The organism is Rubrivivax albus, from assembly GCF_004016515.1.
Classification (GTDB): domain Bacteria; phylum Pseudomonadota; class Gammaproteobacteria; order Burkholderiales; family Burkholderiaceae_C; genus Rubrivivax; species Rubrivivax albus.
Window position 1 is genome coordinate 1,145,326 of sequence record NZ_SACT01000001.1, and the last position, 17,685, is coordinate 1,163,010.

Genomic DNA, 17,685 nt, shown 5'->3' on the forward strand with positions numbered 1-17,685 from the left:
GAGTACGGACATGGCTTACAGCGACAAGGTCGTCGAGCACTACGAGAACCCGCGCAACGTCGGCAGCTTCGACAAGGGCGACGACACCGTGGGCACCGGCATGGTCGGCGCCCCGGCCTGCGGCGACGTGATGAAGCTTCAGATCAAGGTCAACCCGGCCACCGGGCTGATCGAGGACGCGCGCTTCAAGACCTACGGCTGCGGTTCGGCCATCGCCTCGAGTTCGCTGGTCACCGAGTGGGTCAAGGGCAAGAGCCTGGACGAGGCGCTGACCATCAAGAACACGCAGATCGCCGAGGAACTGGCGCTGCCGCCGGTGAAGATCCACTGCTCCATCCTGGCCGAGGACGCGATCAAGGCCGCGGTGCAGGATTACCAGCAGCGCCACGGCGGCGCGGCGGCAAACTGAGGCTTGTGCAGCCGATGGCGATCACCCTGACCGAAGCGGCGGCGCGCCACGTGACGCGCTACCTTGGCCGACGCGGCAAGGGCGTCGGCGTGCGCCTGGGCGTCAAGACCACGGGCTGCTCGGGCCTGGCCTACAAGCTCGAGTACGCCGACGACATCGCTCCCGAGGACGTGATCTTCGAGGGGCACGGCGTGAAGGTGCTGGTCGACCCCAAGAGTTTGCCGTATCTGGACGGCACCGAACTCGACTTCGTGCGCGAGGGCCTCAACGAAGGCTTCAAGTTCCACAACCCGCGCGAGAAGGACCGCTGCGGCTGCGGCGAATCCTTCCGCGTGTGACGGTGGCGCCTGCCGAGATCCGCCTGACCCGGCCCGACCACCCCGAGGTGCTCGCGCTGCTGGCCGAACTCGACCGCTATCTCGGCAGCCTCTACCCGCCCGAGGCCAACCACATCCTCGATGCCTCGGCGCTGCTGGCGCCAGAGATCGACTTCTTTGCCGCCTGGCAGGGCGCGCGCCCGGTGGCCTGCGGCGCCGTGCGCCGCATGGCGGGCGAGCCGGCCACCGGTGGTCGGCCCTATGGCGAGATCAAGCGCATGATGACCCATCCCGATGCGCGCGGGCAGGGACTGGGCGGCCGCATGCTGTCGGTGCTGGAGTCCACGCTGCGCGGGCGCGGCATCGGGCTGGCGCTGCTGGAGACTGGGCGGGACCAGGTCGAGGCGGTGCGCCTGTACGAGCGTTGCGGCTACCGGTTGCGCGGCGCGTTCGGGGGCTATCCCGACAATGGTCTGTCGGCCTTCTACGAGAAGGCGGTGTGACGTGAGCCCGCGAGCTCTTTCCGTTCGCTGCGCCCGAGGGGCGGTCAGGTCCTTCGGAACGGCCGGGCGGACCTGACGTGAACCTCTCCGACGACGACTTCACGCTGTTCGACCTGCCGCAACGATTTGCGGTTGATCGCGCCGAACTCGACGCGCGCTGGCGTGCGTTGCAGAGCGAGGCGCACCCGGACCGCTTCGCCGCCGACGGCGCGAGCGCGCAGCGCCTGGCCATGCAATGGTCCGTCCGCATCAACGAGGCCTACCGACGCCTGAAGGATCCGCTGGCCCGTGCTACCTATCTCTGCGAACTGCGCGGCGCGCCAGTCCGGGCGGAGGACAACACCGCGATGCCGGCCGCCTTCCTGATGCAGCAGATGGCCTGGCGGGAGGCACTGGACGAGGCCGAGACGCTCGACGCGGTCGAGGCTCTGAACGACGACGTGCGCGCCGACGAGCGGCGGCGCCTCGCGTCGGTCGCAGCAGCACTCGACGACGTGGGTGATGCCACGGCTGCCGCCGCCGAGGTGCGGGCACTGATGTTCGTCGCCCGCTTCCGGCAGGACATCGCGCGCCGGCTCGAGGCGCTTGAACACTAGAACACAAACACCATGGCACTTCTGCAGATCTCCGAACCCGGCCAGTCGCCGGATCCGCACCAGCGGCGCGTCGCCGTCGGCATCGACCTGGGCACCACCAACTCGCTGGTGGCCGCCGTGCGCCACGGCGTGGCCGAGTGCCTGCCTGACGCTCAGGGCCGCGTGCTGCTGCCCTCGGCCGTGCGCTACACCGGTGAGCGGCACGTCATCGGCCACGACGCGCTGGCCGTGCAGGCCGACGATCCCGGGAACACGCTGGTGTCGGCCAAGCGTTTCATGGGCCGCACGCTCGCGGACCTGCCGGCCCACGACAAGCTGCCGTACCACTTCGTCGACCGGCCGGGCATGGTGGCGATCGCCACCCGCGAAGGCGAGGTCTCGCCGGTGCAGTTCTCGGCCGAGATCCTGGCCACGCTGCGGCAGCGCGCCGAGGACAGCTTCGACGCCGACCTGTTCGGCGCCGTGATCACGGTGCCGGCCTATTTCGACGATGCCCAGCGCCAGGCCACGAAGGACGCGGCCGAGCTCGCCGGCCTCAACGTGCTGCGGCTGATCAACGAGCCCACCGCGGCGGCCGTGGCCTACGGCCTGGACAACGGCAGCGAAGGCCTCTACGCCGTCTACGACCTGGGCGGCGGCACGTTCGACATCTCCATCCTGCGCCTGACCAAAGGCGTCTTCGAAGTCGTGTCCACCGGCGGCGATGCCGCGCTCGGCGGCGACGACATCGACCACGCGCTGGCCGACTGGGTGCTGCAGCGCGCCGGTCGGCCGGCCGACACGCCGCAGGCCCGTCGCGCGGCACTGGTGGCCGCGCGCGCTGCCAAGGAACGGCTGACCGACGCCGAAGTCACCGAGATGCTGGGCGTCGAGGTCAGCCGTGCCGATCTGGCGGCCATCGCCCGGCCGTTCATCGATCGCACGCTGGGCGCCGTGCGCAAGGCGCTGCGCGACGCCGACGTGGCGCGCGACGAGGTGCAGGGCGTGGTGATGGTCGGCGGGTCCACCCGCATGCCGGCCGTGCGCGAGGCGGTGAGCGCGTTCTTCGGCCGGACGGTGCTGACCAACCTGAATCCCGACGAGGTCGTCGCGCTCGGCGCGGCCATCCAGGCCAATGCGCTGGCGGGCAATGCGAAGGATGGCGAACTGCTGCTGCTGGACGTGATCCCCTTGTCGCTGGGTCTGGAGACGATGGGCGGGCTGGTGGAGCGCGTCGTCGAACGCAACAGCACGATCCCGGTGGCCAAGGCCCAGGACTTCACCACCTTCAAGGACGGCCAGACGGCGATGGCGCTGCACGTGGTGCAGGGCGAGCGCGAACTGGTGTCGGAATGCCGTTCGCTGGCGCGATTCGAACTGCGCGGCATCCCGCCGATGGCCGCCGGCGCGGCGCGCATCCGCGTCACTTTCCAGGTCGATGCCGACGGCTTGCTGTCGGTGTCGGCACGTGAGCAGGCCTCGGGCGTCGAGGCCTCGGTGGTCGTCAAGCCCAGCTACGGCCTGGCCGACGACCAGATCGAGCGCATGCTCAAGGACGGCTTCGCCCACGCCGAAGGCGACATCGCCGCGCGCGCGCTGCGCGAGGCGCGCGTGGAGGCCGAGCGGATGGCCCTGGCCACCCGCGCGGCGCTGGCGGCCGATGGCGACCTGCTTCAGGCCGAACCTCGTGCCCAGCTCGACGCGCTGCTGATTGCGCTCGACCAGGTGCGCCAGACCGACGACACCGCCGCCATCGAGGCCGCCACGAAGGCACTGGCCGACGGCACCGAACACTTCGCCGCGCTGCGCATGAACCGCGGCATCCGCCAGGCTCTGTCTGGCAAGCGGCTCGACGAGATCTGAACATGCCCCGCATCACCATCCTCCCCCACGCCGAGTACTGCCCCGAAGGCGACACCATCGAGGCGCCGCGCGGCACCTCGCTGTGCGAGGCGATGCTCGACCACGGCATCCCGATCGAACACGCCTGCGAGATGGCCTGCGCCTGCACCACCTGCCACGTGGTCGTGAAGCAGGGCTTCAACTCGCTGGGCGAGATGGACGAGGCCGAGGAAGACCTGCTCGACCGCGCCTGGGGCCTGACGCCCACGTCCCGGCTGTCCTGCCAGGCCATCGTGTCCGACCAGGACGTGGTGATCGAGATCCCCAAGTACTCGATCAATCACGCCAAGGAGAAGCACTGAATCGGTGCTGCACCGCTCCGGTGCGTATCGTGCGGTGCCGGTTGCCCAAAAAAAGCGCCCCCCGGGTCGCAACCCGGAGGGCGTGACATGGGCATGGCGCCCTGCTGAGGAGACGGACGCCCGAACGTGCTGCGTCCGCAGCGCATTTAGCAGGTGTCGTGCCAGCCCGGCGTCTCCGGCCACGGTCCCGGCGACAATGCATCCGTGAACATCCTCGGCTTCGAATCCTCCTGTGACGAGACCGGTGTCGCGCTGGTCCAGGCCGAAGCCGTGGGCGTGCCGCGCCTGCGCGCTCAGGCCCTGCACAGCCAGGTGGCCATGCACGAGGCCTACGGCGGCGTGGTGCCGGAACTGGCGTCGCGTGACCACATCCGCCGTGTGCTGCCGCTGGCCCGCCAGGTGCTGGCCGATGCCGGTGCCACGCTGGCCGACGTCGACCTCATCGCCTACACCCGTGGCCCCGGTCTCGCCGGCGCGCTGCTGGTCGGCGCCGGCGTGGCGGTGTCCCTGGGCCTGGCGCTGGGCCGGCCGACGCTGGGCATCCACCATCTGGAAGGACACCTGCTGTCGCCCTTCCTGGCCGACGACGACGCGCCGTCGTTCCCGTTCGTTGCGCTGCTGGTCTCCGGCGGCCACACCCAGCTGATGCGCGTGGACGGCGTGGGCCGCTATGCGCTGCTGGGCGAGACGGTGGACGACGCCGCCGGCGAGGCCTTCGACAAGAGCGCCAAGCTGCTGGGCCTGGGCTACCCGGGCGGGCCGGCGCTGGCGCGCCTGGCGGCCTTCGGCAACCCCAAGGCCTTCGACCTGCCGCGGCCGCTGCTGCACAGCGGCGACCTGGACTTCTCCTTCGCCGGCCTGAAGACGGCGGTGATGACCCGTCTGCAGAAGCTGGGCCCCAACGTCTGCGAACAGGCGCGGGCCGACCTGGCGGCGTCCACCCAGCTGGCCATCGTCGACGTGCTCACCGCCAAGGCGGTGCGGGCGCTGAAGGACACCGGCCTGACACGCCTGGTGGTGGCCGGCGGCGTCGGCGCCAACGCGCTGCTCCGCGAGACGCTGGACGCGCGCGCCGCGCGGCTGGGCGCCCGCGTGCACTACCCGCCGCCGGCGCTGTGCACGGACAACGGTGCGATGATCGCGCTCGCCGCCGCGCTGCGCTGGCAGCACGGCCTGCCGGCGGCCGACCCGGCGCCGCCTCGCTTCGACGTGCTGCCGCGCTGGCCGCTCGAGGCGGTTTCCCACTCCTGATCCCCATATCTGCTTCCATGTCCCTGCTGTCCCGCCGGCGCCTGCTGGCCGCCACCCTGTCCCTGCCTGCGCTGCAGCTGCACGCGCAGCCGGCCGAGCCGATCCGGCTGGCCCTGATCGAGGGCCTGTCCGGCCCCTTCGGCAACGCCGGCGAGGCCGTGTTCCGCAACCTGCTGTGGGCCACCGAGCGCATCAACGCCCGCGGCGGTGTACGCCTGCCCGGCGGCGCGCGCCCGCTCGCGCTGGAGCGCTTCGACAGCAAGGGGCAACTGGAGGAGGCGCAGACGCTGCTGAAGTCGGCGCTGGGCCGCGGCATCGGCTTCGTCTGCCAGGGCAACAGTTCGGCCGTGGCCGCAGCGCTGGTCGAGGCGCTGGACAAGCACAACGCCCGCGAACCGCATCGCCGCGCGCTGTTCCTGAACTACTCGGCCGTCGACCCGGTGCTGACCAACGAACGCTGCAGCCCCTGGCATTTCCGCTTCGACGCCCACGCCGACATGCGGCTGGCGGCGCTGGTGGACGTGATGCGCACCGACCGCGCCTTGCAACGCCTGTACCTCATCGGTCAGGACTACAGCTTCGGCCAGCACGTGCTGCGCCAGGGCAAGGCGATGCTGGCGCAGGCGCGGCCCGACCTGGTCATCGTCGGCGAGGACCTGCACCCGATCGGCCGCGTGAAGGACTTCCTGCCCTATGCGGCCAAGATCAAGGCCAGCGGCGCGCAGGCCGTGCTCACGGGCAACTGGGGCAATGACCTGACGCTGCTGGTGCGCGCGCTGCGCGAGGTGGGCGCCCAGGTGCGGCTCTACACCTTCTACGGCAACGCGCTGGGCGCACCGGCAGCCATCGGTGACGCCGGCGTCGGCGCCGTGCATGCGGTGGCGGAATGGCATCCCAACGTCGGCGGGGCGGCCTCGGATGCCTTCCACGCCGCCTTCCGCCGGCGGTTCCCGGACCCGAAGGACGACTACCTGCACCTGCGCATGCAGGTCATGGTGGAGATGCTGGCCGCGGCCATCGAGCGCGCCGGCAGCACCGACGCGCTGGCCGTGTCGCGTGCCCTGTCCGGCGCCCGCTTCGACAATCGCGTGCTCGGCGGCCTGGGCGAGGCCTGGATGCGGGCCGACGACCACCAGCTGCAGCAGCCGCTGGTCGTCAGCGTGATGGACCGTGCCGGTGCGCCGGGCGTCGAGAAGGAGGTGGAAGGTTCGGGCTACGGTTTCCGCACCGTGCACCGCCTGGCCACCGCCGACGTGACCCAACCCACCACCTGCCGGATGTCCGCGCCATGACCCGCCCCGCCATCGACCAACTCCCGGCCTCGCGCATCCGCGAGGTGGCCAATGCCGGCCTGGGGCGCAACGACGTGCTGGCCTTCTGGTTCGGCGAGAGCGACGAGGTCACGCCGCAGGCGGTGCGCGACGCCGCCGCTGCGTCGCTCCAGCGCGGCGAGACCTTCTATTCGCACAACCTGGGGCTGGCCGAGCTGCGCGAGGCCATCGCCGGCTACACGACGGCGCTGCACAGCGCCAACGGACCGGTGGGGCCGGAGCGCATCGCCGTCACCTCCTCCGGCGTCAGCGCGCTGATGGTGGCCATGCAGATGCTGGCCGGCGCCGGCGACGAAGTCGTGGCCGTGGTGCCGGTCTGGCCCAACCTGACGGCGCAGCCGGCCATCCTCGGTGCCGAAGTGGTGCGCGTCCCGCTGGTGCCGCGCGACGACGGTGCCTGGACGCTGGACCTGGCGCGGGTGCTGTCCGCGGTGACGGACCGCACCCGCGTCCTGCTCGTCAACGCGCCCAACAACCCCACCGGCTGGACGCTGACGCGGGACGAGCAGCAGGCGCTGCTGGACCACTGCCGGCGCACGGGCACCTGGATCGTGGCCGACGAGGTCTATGAACGGGTGTGGTTCGGCAATGGCCCGGCGGCCCCCAGCTTCCTTGACCTGGCAGCGCCCCACGACCGCCTGGTGGTCGTGCACAGCTTCTCCAAGAGCTTCCTGATGACCGGCTGGCGCCTGGGCTGGATGGTGCTGCCGCCGGGGCAGCTGGACGCCGCCGGCAAGCTGCTGGAGTTCAACACCTCCTGCCCGCCGGTGTTCGTGCAGCGCGGTGCCCTGGCGGCGCTGGCGATGGCCGACGGCTTCGTGCCCGGCCTGGTGCAGCGGCTGAAGGCCGGGCGCGACCGCCTGCACGACGGCCTGGCGCGCCTGCCCGGTGTGCACGCGGCGCGCCCGCTGGGCGGCATGTACGCCTGGTTCCGCGTCGACGGCGAGGACGATTCGCTGGCGCTGGCCAAGCGGCTGGTGCGCGACCACGGCCTGGGGCTGGCGCCGGGCGTGGCCTTCGGGCCGGAAGGCGAGGGCTGGCTGCGCTGGTGCTTCGCGTCGCAGGACCTGGCCCGGCTGGACGCTGGTGTGCAGCGCCTGGCCGACGCGCTGCGCAGATAGGCTAGAATCTCGGGTGGTTCCGGGCAGAGGCCTGGGCCATTCGTCCACGGCACCTGTCGGTTTCACGGGTGTCCGCGAGTTCAACCGGAAACCGCCTGGCCTGCCCCTGGACCACTCCTGGGCTGCTGCGGCGACTTTCCGACCACTGGAAATCCGCAGGAATCCCATGAGTCTGTCCACCGCCGAGAAGGCCGAGATCGTCAGCCAGCACGCCCGCGGCGCCGCCGACACCGGCAGCCCCGAAGTCCAGGTCGCGCTGCTGACCACCCGCATCAACCAGCTGACCCCGCACTTCCAGCAGCACAAGAAGGACCACCACGGTCGCCGTGGCCTGCTGAAGCTGGTCAACCAGCGCAAGCGTCTGCTGTCTTACCTGAAGGCCAAGGACGCCGAGCGCTACACCGCGCTGATCGGCAAGCTGGGCCTGCGCAAGTAAGCCAGGACACTGGGGGTCGCCTTGCGCGACCCCTGTTCGTTCATTTCACCTCTGGGCCGCATTGCTGTGTCTTTCCACCGGCACCTGAATTCAGGTCCCGCTGGAAAGGCATTGCGCAGCCCGCACACACCAGGAGCCAACGCATGAGCCTGTTCAACAAGGTCACCAAAACGTTCCAGTGGGGCAACCACACGGTCACGCTGGAAACCGGCGAGATCGCCCGCCAGTCCACCGGCGCCGTCATCGTCAACATGGACGACACCGTGGTGCTGGCCACCGTGGTCGCCAAGTCCGAGGCCAAGGCCGGCCAGGACTTCTTCCCGCTGACCGTCGACTACATCGAGAAGACCTACGCCGCCGGCAAGATCCCCGGCAGCTTCTTCAAGCGTGAAGGCCGCCCGAGCGAGCTCGAGACGCTGACCAGCCGCCTGATCGACCGCCCGATCCGCCCGCTGTTCCCGGACGGCTTCTTCAACGAGGTGCAGGTCGTCATCCACGTGCTGAGCCTGAACCCCGAGGTGCAGGCCGACATCGCCGCCATGATCGGCACCAGCGCCGCGCTGGCGATCAGCGGCATCCCGTTCAACGGCCCGATCGGTGCCGCCCGCGTGGGCTACGTCGACGGGGCCTACGTGCTCAACCCGGGCAAGACCGAGCTCGGCTTCAGCCAGCTCGACCTGGTGGTCGCCGGCACCGAAGCCGCCGTGCTGATGGTGGAATCGGAAGCCGACCAGCTCAGCGAGGAGATCATGCTCGGCGCCGTGGTCTACGGCCACGACCAGGGCAAGATCGCCATCGCCGCCATCAACGACCTGGTGCGCGAGGCCGGCAAGCCCGAGTGGAACTGGCAGCCCCCGGCGAAGGACGAGGCCTTCATCGCCAAGGTCACCGAACTCGGCGAGGAGAAGCTGCGCGCCGCCTACCAGATCCGCAGCAAGCAGGCCCGTACCCAGGCCTGCCGCGATGCCTACGCCGCCGTGATGGCCGGCCTGAAGGAGCAGGGCGTCGAGTTCGACAGCGTCAAGGTCGAAGGCCTGCTGTTCGAGATCGAGAGCCGCATCGTGCGCGGCCAGATCCTGGCCGGTGAGCCGCGCATCGACGGCCGCGACACGCGCACCGTGCGCCCGATCGAGATCCGCAACGGCGTGCTGCCGCGCGCCCACGGTTCGGCGCTGTTCACGCGCGGCGAGACGCAGGCCCTGGTGGCCGCCACGCTGGGCACCGAGCGCGACGCGCAGCGCATCGACGCGCTGGCCGGCGAGTTCACCGACGGCTTCATGCTGCACTACAACATGCCCCCGTTCGCCACCGGCGAGACGGGCCGCGTAGGCAGCCCCAAGCGGCGCGAGATCGGCCACGGCCGCCTGGCCAAGCGTGCGCTGATCGCCGCGCTGCCGAACAAGGAAGACTTCCCGTACACGCTGCGCGTGGTCTCGGAGATCACCGAGTCCAACGGATCGTCGTCGATGGCCAGCGTCTGCGGCGGCTGCCTGGCGCTGATGGACGCCGGTGTGCCGATGAAGGCCCACGTGGCCGGCATCGCCATGGGCCTGATCAAGGAAGGCAACCGCTTCGCGGTGCTGACCGACATCCTGGGTGACGAGGACCACCTGGGTGACATGGACTTCAAGGTCGCCGGCACCACCGGCGGCGTGACCGCCCTGCAGATGGACATCAAGATCCAGGGCATCACCAAGGAGATCATGCAGGTCGCGCTGGCGCAGGCCAAGGAAGCGCGGATGCACATCCTGGGCGTGATGGTGGAGGCCATGGGCGAGGCGAAGACCGAGGTCTCGCAGTTCGCCCCGCGCCTGTACACTATGAAGATCAACCCGGAGAAGATCCGCGACGTGATCGGCAAGGGCGGCGCCACCATCCGCGCGCTGACCGAGGAGACCGGCTGCACGATCGACATCGGCGAGGACGGCACGATCACCATCGCCAGCACCGACGCCGGCAAGGCCGAGTTCGCCAAGCAGCGCATCACCGAGATCACGGCCGAGGCCGAGGTGGGCAAGGTCTACGAAGGCCCGGTCACCAAGATCCTGGAGTTCGGCGCGCTGGTCAACATCCTGCCCGGCAAGGACGGCCTGCTGCACATCAGCCAGATCGCCCACCAGCGCGTGGAGAAGGTCGAGGACTTCGTCAAGGAAGGCGACATCATCCAGGTCAAGGTGCTCGAGACCGACGACAAGGGCCGCATCAAGCTCAGCCGCAAGGCACTGCTCGAGAAGCCCGAGGGCTACGTCGAGGAGGAGCGTCCGCGCCGCGAGTACGGCGACCGGGGCGATCGCGGTGGCCGTGGCGACCGCGGCCCGCGCCGCGAGCGTGAGCCGCGCGAGCACCGCGAACCGCGTGAGCCGCGCGAACCGCGCAGCGACGCCCCGGCCGACGCGCCCGCGCCGCAGGCCGACCACGGCAACCCGCCCGCCCAGGGCGAGTGAGCGCATTGCGCTGCTGCTGAATGCGAGCGATCGAGATCACGGCCTATGGCGCCCCCGAGGTGCTGCGCGAGACGCAGCGCCCGGACCCGGTGCCGGCGGCCGGTGAACTGCTGATCCGCGTGACGGCTTCCGGCATCAACCGGCCGGACGTGCTGCAGCGCAAGGGCCTGTACCCGATGCCGCCGGGTGTCTCCGACCTGCCGGGTCTGGAGGTGGCCGGCACGGTGGTGGGTGGTTCCGCCGACGATCTCGCGGCCGCCGGCGTGGCGCTGGGCGACCGCGTCTGCGCGCTGGTGGCGGGTGGGGGCTACGCCGAGCTGTGCGTGGCGCCCGCAGGCCAGGTGCTGCCGGTGCCGGCGGGCCTGAGCGACGTCGAGGCCGCCAGCCTGCCGGAGACCTTCTTCACCGTCTGGCAGAACGTGTTCCACATCGCCGGCCTGGTGGCGGGCGAATGGCTGCTGGTGCAGGGTGGTTCGTCGGGCATCGGTGTCACCGCGATCCAGCTGGCCAAGGCGCGCGGCGCCAAGGTCATCGTCACCGCGGGCAGCGACGACAAGTGCGCCGCCTGCGTGACGCTGGGTGCCGACCACGCGATCAACTACCGCACGCAGGACTTCGTCGCCGAAACGCTGGCGCTGACCGACGGGCGCGGCGCCGACGTGGTGCTGGACATGGTCGGCGGCGACTACATCGGCCGCGAGCTGAAGTGCCTGGCCGACGATGGCCGGCTGGCGCTGATCGCAGTGCAGGGTGGCGTGAAGAGCGAGATCGATGCCGGTCTGGTGCTGCGCAAGCGGCTCGCGATCACAGGCTCCACGCTGCGGCCGCGGCCCGTGGCCTACAAGACCGAGCTGGCCCGCGCGCTGCGCGCGCAGGTCTGGCCGCTGATCGAAGCCGGCCGCGTGAAGCCCGTGATCCACGCCGTGTTCCCGGCCGCCGAGGCCGCCGCCGCCCATGCGCTGATGGAGTCCAGCACCCACGTGGGCAAGATCGTCCTGACCTGGTGATCAAGATGCGAAAGACACTCGTCGTCGGCAACTGGAAGATGCACGGCAGCCGCCCGGCCAATGCCGAACTGTTGGCCGGTATCCTGGCCGCACGCCCGTTCACGGCCGACGTGGCCGTGTGCGTGCCGTTCCCCTACCTCTTCGAGACCGCCGCCACGCTGGCCGCCAGCGACATCCGCTGGGGCGCGCAGGACGTCTCGGCCCACGAACAGGGTGCCTACACCGGCGAGGTGTCGGCCGCGATGCTGGCCGAATGCGGCTGCCGATACGCCCTGGTGGGCCACTCCGAGCGCCGCGCCTACCACGGCGAGAGCGACCAGCTGGTGGCCGACAAGGCCAAGGCGTTGCTGGCGCGCGGCGTGACGCCCATCGTTTGCGTCGGCGAGACACTGGCCGAGCGTGATGCGGGGCAGACGGAGGACGTGGTCAAGCGTCAGCTGGCCGCCGTGATCCACACGCTGGCGCACTGCGCCGGCGAGATCGTCGTCGCCTACGAGCCCGTGTGGGCCATCGGCACCGGGCGCACCGCCACGCCCGAGCAGGCGCAGGCCGTGCACGCCGTGCTGCGTGCGCAGCTGCAGGCCGCCACTGGTCACGGTGACCGCATGCGGATCCTCTACGGCGGCAGCGTCAAGCCCGACAACGCGGCCACGCTGTTCGCCATGCCCGACATCGACGGCGGGCTGATCGGCGGCGCTTCGCTGAAGGCCGCCGACTTCGTCGCCATCTGCCGCGCCGCGGCCTGAATCGTTTTCCTGGAGTTTCGAGAATGCAAGTCTGGTTGACGCTGATCCTCGTGGTGCAGCTGCTGGCCGCCCTGGTGATGATCGGCCTCGTGCTGATCCAGCACGGCAAGGGCGCCGACATGGGCGCGAGTTTCGGCGGCGGCGCCTCGGGCAGCCTGTTCGGGGCCACCGGCAGCGCGAACTTCCTGTCGCGCTCCACCGCGGCCTGCGCCACCGTCTTCTTCATTGCCACGCTGGCGCTGGCCTACCTGGGCAGCACCGGTGCGCAGCGTGCCGAAGGCGGCAGCACGGTGCTCGATCAACTGGCCCCCGCGGCCAGTGCGCCGGGGGCCATTCCGGGTGCTGTGCCTGGTGTTGTGCCGGGCGCGATCCCGGCCGGCACGGGCGACACCCCCGCGGGCATGGCGCCGGCGGCCTCGGCCCCGGCGGGCCAGATCCCGAAGTGAATCCGGGCCCGAATCACTGGGGAAACCCTCGGTTTTCGGGCTAGAATCTTCGGCTGTCTGGCAAGCAAGTCCCTCATGCGAACCGGGCAGTTCGAAGTCTGAGGGCGGGCCCGGTCCCGCCACCAGGTTGTAGACGCCGACGTGGTGAAATTGGTAGACACGCTATCTTGAGGGGGTAGTGGCGAAAGCTGTGCGAGTTCGAGTCTCGCCGTCGGCACCAACACCGGGAACAGCCGGGGAGCAACGACGCGCTCTTCGTGAGGCACGCGATGTGCACCACAAGGCGCGTTTTTTTGCGACCACGTACGACCTGACGCTTGACTGACACCGCGATGGACCTGCAACAGTACGTGCCCGTGATCCTGTTCATCCTCGTCGGCATCGGTGTCGGCGTGGCGCCGCAGGTGCTCGGTTTCCTGCTCGGCCCGAACCGGCCCGATGCGGAGAAGAACAGCCCCTACGAGTGCGGCTTCGAGGCCTTCGAGGACGCGCGCATGAAGTTCGACGTGCGCTACTACCTCGTGGCCATCCTGTTCATTCTTTTCGACCTCGAGATCGCGTTCCTGTTCCCCTGGGCCGTGGCGCTGCACGACATCGGCGCGTCAGGCTTCTGGGCCATGATGGTCTTCCTCGGCATTCTGGTGGTGGGCTTCATCTACGAATGGAAGAAGGGCGCCCTGGACTGGGAGTAGGCAAGCTATGGGCATCGAAGGCGTTCTCAAAGAAGGCTTCGTCACCACCTCGGTCGACAAGCTGATCAACTGGTCGAAGACCGGTTCCCTGTGGCCGATGACCTTCGGCCTGGCCTGCTGTGCGGTGGAGATGATGCACGCCGGTGCGGCGCGCTACGACATCGACCGCTTCGGCATGCTGTTCCGGCCCAGCCCGCGGCAGAGCGACCTGATGATCGTCGCCGGCACGCTGTGCAACAAGATGGCGCCGGCGCTGCGCAAGGTCTACGACCAGATGGCCGAGCCACGCTGGGTGCTGAGCATGGGCTCCTGCGCCAATGGCGGCGGCTACTACCACTACAGCTACAGCGTCGTGCGCGGCTGCGACCGCATCGTGCCGGTGGACGTCTACGTGCCCGGCTGCCCGCCGACGGCCGAGGCGCTGCTCTACGGCATCCTGCAGCTGCAGGCCAAGATCCGGCGCGAGAACACCATCGCCCGCTGACGCCATGAGCACCAAACTCGACACCCTGCAGGCCGCGCTGGCATCGGCGCTGGGCGACGCCGCCACCGCCATCGTGCGCGACCGCGGCGAGCTCACCGTCACCGTGCCGGCGGCGCGCTACCTCGAGGCGATGACCACGCTGCGCGACCACGCGGCGCTGAAGTTCGAGCAGCTGATCGACCTCTGCGGCCTGGACTACAGCGACTGGCAGAACCGCGGCCGCGACGGCCTGCGCTTCGCCGTCGTCTCGCACCTGCTGTCGGTGAGCCTGAACCAGCGCGTGCGCGTGCGGGTGTTCGCCCCGGACGACGACCTGCCCGCCGTGGCCAGCGTCACCGAGCTCTGGACCGCGGCCAACTGGTTCGAGCGCGAGGCCTTCGACATGTACGGCATCGTCTTCGAGGGCCACGTGGACCTGCGCCGCATCCTCACCGACTACGGCTTCATCGGCCACCCGATGCGCAAGGACTTCCCGGTGACGGGCCACGTCGAGATGCGCTACGACGCCGACCAGAAGCGCGTGATCTACCAGCCGGTGACGATCGAGCCGCGCGAGATCACGCCGCGCGTGGTGCGCGAGGACAACTACGGAGGCCTCCACTGAGGACTGCGTCAGATGGCTGAGATCAAGAACTACACCCTCAACTTTGGCCCTCAGCACCCGGCCGCGCACGGCGTGCTGCGCTTGGTGCTGGAACTGGATGGCGAGGTCATCCAGCGCGCCGACCCGCACATCGGCCTGCTGCACCGCGCCACCGAGAAGCTCGCCGAGCAGAAGACCTTCATCCAGTCGCTGCCCTACATGGACCGTCTCGACTACGTGTCCATGATGTGCAACGAGCACGCGTACTGCCTGGCGATCGAGAAGCTGCTGGGCATCGAGGTGCCCGAGCGCGCGCAGTACATCCGCGTGATGTTCTCCGAGCTGACCCGCCTGCTGAACCACCTGCTGTGGCTCGGTGCGCACGGGATCGACTGCGGCGCGATGAACATCCTCATCTATTGCTTCCGCGAGCGCGAGGACATCTTCGACATGTACGAGGCGGTGTCGGGCGCGCGCATGCACGCGGCCTACTTCCGCCCGGGTGGCGTCTACCGCGACCTGCCGGACAGCATGCCGCAGTACAAGGCCAGCAAGGTCCGCAGCCAGAAGGTGATGGACCGCCTGAACGAGAACCGCCAGGGTTCGCTGCTGGACTTCATCGAGGACTTCTGCCAGCGGTTCCCGGCCAACGTGGACGACTACGAGACGCTGCTGACCGACAACCGCATCTGGAAGCAGCGCACCGTGGGCATCGGCGTGGTCAGCCCCGAGCGCGCGCTGAACCTGGGCCTCACCGGCCCGATGCTGCGCGGCTCCGGTATCGCCTGGGACCTGCGCAAGAAGCAGCCCTACGACGTCTACGACCGCATGGACTTCGACGTCCCGGTCGGCACCAACGGCGACACCTACGACCGCTACCTCGTGCGCGTCCAGGAGATGCGGGAATCGAACCGCATCATCCAGCAGTGCGTGGCGTGGCTGAAGGCCAACCCTGGCCCGGTGATCACCGACAACCACAAGGTTGCCCCGCCGTCGCGCGTCGAGATGAAGACGAGCATGGAGGAGCTGATCCACCACTTCAAGCTCTTCACCGAGGGCTTCCACGTGCCCGAGGGTGAGGTCTACGCGGCGGTGGAGCACCCGAAGGGCGAGTTCGGCATCTACCTCGTCAGCGACGGGGCCAACAAGCCCTACCGTCTGAAGATCCGCCCGCCCGGCTTCAGCCACCTCGCCGCGCTGGACGAGATGGCGCGCGGCCACATGATCGCCGACGCGGTGGCGATCATCGGGACCATGGACATCGTGTTCGGCGAGATCGACCGCTGAGCACGAGGGACGCTGTGATGACATTCACCGAACACACGCTGGCGCGCTTCGCGAAGGAAGTCGCCAAGTACCCGGCGGACCAGAAGCAGAGCGCCGTGATGGCGTGCCTGGCCATCGTGCAGCACGAGCAGGGCCACGTGAGTCCCGAGGCCGAGCAGGGCATCGCCGCCTACCTCGGCATGCCCGCGATCGCGGTGCACGAGGTCACCACGTTCTACAACATGTACAACCAGCAGCCGGTCGGCAAGTTCAAGCTGAACGTCTGCACCAACCTGCCGTGCCAGCTGCGCGGTGGTGACCACGCGCTGGACCACGTGTGCCAGAAGCTCGGCGTGGAGCCCTATGGCACCACGGCCGACGGCACGTTCACCGTGCAGCCCAGCGAATGCCTCGGCGCCTGCGCCGACGCGCCGGTGATGCTGGTCAACGACCGCCAGATGCTCAGCTTCATGAGCGACGCGCGGCTGGACGAACTCATCGCGACCTTGAAGTCGGAAGGTTGATGACGATGGCCGATCTTTCCAAGTTCCAGGCCACGGGGCAGGAAACCTGCTTCCACGGCCGCCACATCGGCGCCCAGATCTACGCCGGGCTCGATGGCCGCAACTGGCGCCTGCAGGACTACCTGGCCCGCGGGGGGTACAGCGCCCTGCGCAAGATCCTCGGGCAGGACGGCGGCGCTGGCCTGACGCCGGAGCAGGTGATCGCCGAGGTCAAGGGCAGCGCGCTGCGCGGCCGCGGCGGCGCCGGCTTCCCCACCGGGCTGAAGTGGAGCTTCATGCCGCGTGCCTTCCCCGGTGCCAAGTACCTCGTCTGCAACTCCGACGAAGGCGAGCCGGGCACCTGCAAGGACCGCGACATCCTGCGCTACAACCCGCACATCGTGATCGAGGGCATGGCCATCGCCGCCTACGCGATGGGCATCCGCACCGGCTACAACTACATCCACGGCGAGATCTTCGAGGTCTATGAGCGCTTCGAGGAAGCGTTGGAGGAAGCCCGCGCCGCCGGGTTCCTGGGCGACGACATCCTCGGTTCGTCGTTCAGCTTCCAGCTGCACGCCTTCCACGGTTTCGGCGCCTACATCTGCGGCGAGGAGACCGCGCTGCTGGAGAGCCTGGAAGGCAAGAAGGGCCAGCCGCGCTTCAAGCCGCCGTTCCCGGCCAGTTTCGGCCTCTACGGCAAGCCGACGACGATCAACAACACCGAGACCTTCGCCGCGGTGCCGTGGATCATCAACCACGGCGGCCAGGCCTACCTGGAGGTGGGCAAGCCCAACAACGGCGGCACCAAGATCTTCAGCGTGGTCGGCGACGTCAACCAGCCGGGCAACTTCGAGATCCCGATGGGCACGCCGTTCTCCAAGCTGCTGGAACTGGCTGGCGGCGTGAAGGGCGGGGCGCTGAAGGCCGTGATCCCGGGCGGCTCGTCGGCCCCGGTGCTGCCGGCGTCCATCATGATGGACTGCACGATGGACTACGACAGCATCGCCAAGGCCGGCTCGATGCTGGGTTCGGGCGCCGTCATCGTGATGAACGACACCCGTTGCATGGTCAGGAGCCTGCTGCGCCTGAGCTACTTCTACCAGCACGAGAGCTGCGGCCAGTGCACGCCGTGCCGCGAAGGCACGGGCTGGCTGTGGCGCCTGGTCAACCGCATCGAGCACGGCCAGGGCAAGCCCGAGGACCTGGCGCTGCTGGACTCGGTGGCCGACAACATCAAGGGCCGCACGATCTGCGCGCTGGGCGACGCCGCGGCGATGCCGGTGCAAGGCATGCTCAAGCACTTCCGCGACGAGTTCGCACACCACATCGAGCACAAGACCTGCATGGTCTCGGTGCCCGCCTGA

At 69.5% G+C, this 17,685-nt stretch carries 20 protein-coding genes and 1 tRNA gene; all 21 read left to right on the forward strand.

All coding sequences use genetic code 11. The features are described from left to right. Positions 1–10 precede the first annotated feature (10 nt). The gene (gene iscU / locus ENE75_RS05345; RefSeq protein ID WP_128196308.1) at positions 11–409 is read left to right on the forward strand and encodes a Fe-S cluster assembly scaffold IscU; all 399 of its coding nucleotides are present in this window, start codon (positions 11–13) and stop codon (positions 407–409) included. 14 nt (positions 410–423) lie between these two features. Beyond that, on the forward strand, positions 424–747 hold the full coding sequence (gene iscA / locus ENE75_RS05350; RefSeq protein ID WP_128196310.1) for an iron-sulfur cluster assembly protein IscA: 324 nt from the start codon (positions 424–426) through the stop codon (positions 745–747). Further along, on the forward strand, positions 744–1,229 hold the full coding sequence (locus tag ENE75_RS05355) for a GNAT family N-acetyltransferase (protein WP_233258926.1): 486 nt from the start codon (positions 744–746) through the stop codon (positions 1,227–1,229). Before iscA ends, ENE75_RS05355 begins: the two co-directional genes overlap by 4 nt. A gap of 77 nt (positions 1,230–1,306) precedes the next feature. Continuing rightward, positions 1,307–1,825, forward strand: coding sequence for a Fe-S protein assembly co-chaperone HscB (gene hscB, locus ENE75_RS05360; RefSeq protein WP_128196312.1), 519 nt, complete (start codon positions 1,307–1,309; stop codon positions 1,823–1,825). Between the two features lie 12 nt (positions 1,826–1,837). Beyond that, complete coding sequence (hscA, locus tag ENE75_RS05365; RefSeq protein ID WP_128196314.1) at positions 1,838–3,667, forward strand: Fe-S protein assembly chaperone HscA; 1,830 nt, start codon at positions 1,838–1,840, stop codon at positions 3,665–3,667. A 2-nt stretch (positions 3,668–3,669) separates the two neighbouring features. Continuing rightward, a complete protein-coding gene (gene fdx, locus ENE75_RS05370) occupies positions 3,670–4,008 on the forward strand; it encodes an ISC system 2Fe-2S type ferredoxin (RefSeq protein WP_128196316.1) in 339 nt (112 codons plus the stop codon). Positions 4,009–4,212: 204 nt separating this feature from the next. Next, a complete protein-coding gene (tsaD, locus tag ENE75_RS05375) occupies positions 4,213–5,259 on the forward strand; it encodes a tRNA (adenosine(37)-N6)-threonylcarbamoyltransferase complex transferase subunit TsaD (RefSeq protein ID WP_128196318.1) in 1,047 nt (348 codons plus the stop codon). 17 nt (positions 5,260–5,276) lie between these two features. Then, complete coding sequence (locus ENE75_RS05380) at positions 5,277–6,551, forward strand: branched-chain amino acid ABC transporter substrate-binding protein (protein WP_128196320.1); 1,275 nt, start codon at positions 5,277–5,279, stop codon at positions 6,549–6,551. Next, positions 6,548–7,711 (forward strand): pyridoxal phosphate-dependent aminotransferase, encoded by a 1,164-nt coding sequence (locus ENE75_RS05385; RefSeq protein ID WP_128196322.1) that lies wholly within the window; start codon positions 6,548–6,550, stop codon positions 7,709–7,711. The genes ENE75_RS05380 and ENE75_RS05385 overlap by 4 nt, the downstream gene beginning before the upstream one ends. A gap of 166 nt (positions 7,712–7,877) precedes the next feature. Continuing rightward, the gene (gene rpsO / locus ENE75_RS05390; protein WP_128196324.1) at positions 7,878–8,147 is read left to right on the forward strand and encodes a 30S ribosomal protein S15; all 270 of its coding nucleotides are present in this window, start codon (positions 7,878–7,880) and stop codon (positions 8,145–8,147) included. Positions 8,148–8,290: 143 nt separating this feature from the next. Then, positions 8,291–10,591: a polyribonucleotide nucleotidyltransferase gene (gene pnp / locus ENE75_RS05395; RefSeq protein WP_128196326.1), complete on the forward strand. Its 2,301-nt coding sequence runs from the start codon at positions 8,291–8,293 to the stop codon at positions 10,589–10,591. A gap of 20 nt (positions 10,592–10,611) precedes the next feature. Beyond that, positions 10,612–11,598, forward strand: a complete 987-nt coding sequence (locus tag ENE75_RS05400) for an NAD(P)H-quinone oxidoreductase (RefSeq protein ID WP_128196329.1) — start codon at positions 10,612–10,614, stop codon at positions 11,596–11,598. Between the two features lie 5 nt (positions 11,599–11,603). Then, a complete protein-coding gene (gene tpiA, locus ENE75_RS05405; protein ID WP_128196331.1) occupies positions 11,604–12,344 on the forward strand; it encodes a triose-phosphate isomerase in 741 nt (246 codons plus the stop codon). A 23-nt stretch (positions 12,345–12,367) separates the two neighbouring features. After that, positions 12,368–12,790, forward strand: a complete 423-nt coding sequence (gene secG, locus ENE75_RS05410) for a preprotein translocase subunit SecG (RefSeq protein ID WP_128196333.1) — start codon at positions 12,368–12,370, stop codon at positions 12,788–12,790. Positions 12,791–12,925: 135 nt separating this feature from the next. Then, a tRNA-Leu gene (locus ENE75_RS05415) sits at positions 12,926–13,010 on the forward strand. A gap of 112 nt (positions 13,011–13,122) precedes the next feature. Then, positions 13,123–13,482 (forward strand): NADH-quinone oxidoreductase subunit A, encoded by a 360-nt coding sequence (locus ENE75_RS05420; RefSeq protein WP_128196869.1) that lies wholly within the window; start codon positions 13,123–13,125, stop codon positions 13,480–13,482. Between the two features lie 7 nt (positions 13,483–13,489). Continuing rightward, positions 13,490–13,966 carry a NuoB/complex I 20 kDa subunit family protein gene (locus ENE75_RS05425; protein ID WP_046113908.1) on the forward strand — a complete coding sequence of 159 codons (477 nt, stop codon included), beginning with the start codon at positions 13,490–13,492 and terminating at the stop codon, positions 13,964–13,966. A gap of 4 nt (positions 13,967–13,970) precedes the next feature. Beyond that, on the forward strand, positions 13,971–14,570 hold the full coding sequence (locus tag ENE75_RS05430) for an NADH-quinone oxidoreductase subunit C (RefSeq protein ID WP_128196335.1): 600 nt from the start codon (positions 13,971–13,973) through the stop codon (positions 14,568–14,570). Positions 14,571–14,582: 12 nt separating this feature from the next. Beyond that, on the forward strand, positions 14,583–15,836 hold the full coding sequence (locus tag ENE75_RS05435) for an NADH-quinone oxidoreductase subunit D (RefSeq protein ID WP_128196337.1): 1,254 nt from the start codon (positions 14,583–14,585) through the stop codon (positions 15,834–15,836). 17 nt (positions 15,837–15,853) lie between these two features. Beyond that, on the forward strand, positions 15,854–16,339 hold the full coding sequence (locus ENE75_RS05440) for an NADH-quinone oxidoreductase subunit NuoE family protein (protein ID WP_128196339.1): 486 nt from the start codon (positions 15,854–15,856) through the stop codon (positions 16,337–16,339). Next, the gene (gene nuoF, locus ENE75_RS05445) at positions 16,339–17,685 is read left to right on the forward strand and encodes an NADH-quinone oxidoreductase subunit NuoF (RefSeq protein WP_128196341.1); all 1,347 of its coding nucleotides are present in this window, start codon (positions 16,339–16,341) and stop codon (positions 17,683–17,685) included. The genes ENE75_RS05440 and nuoF overlap by 1 nt, the downstream gene beginning before the upstream one ends.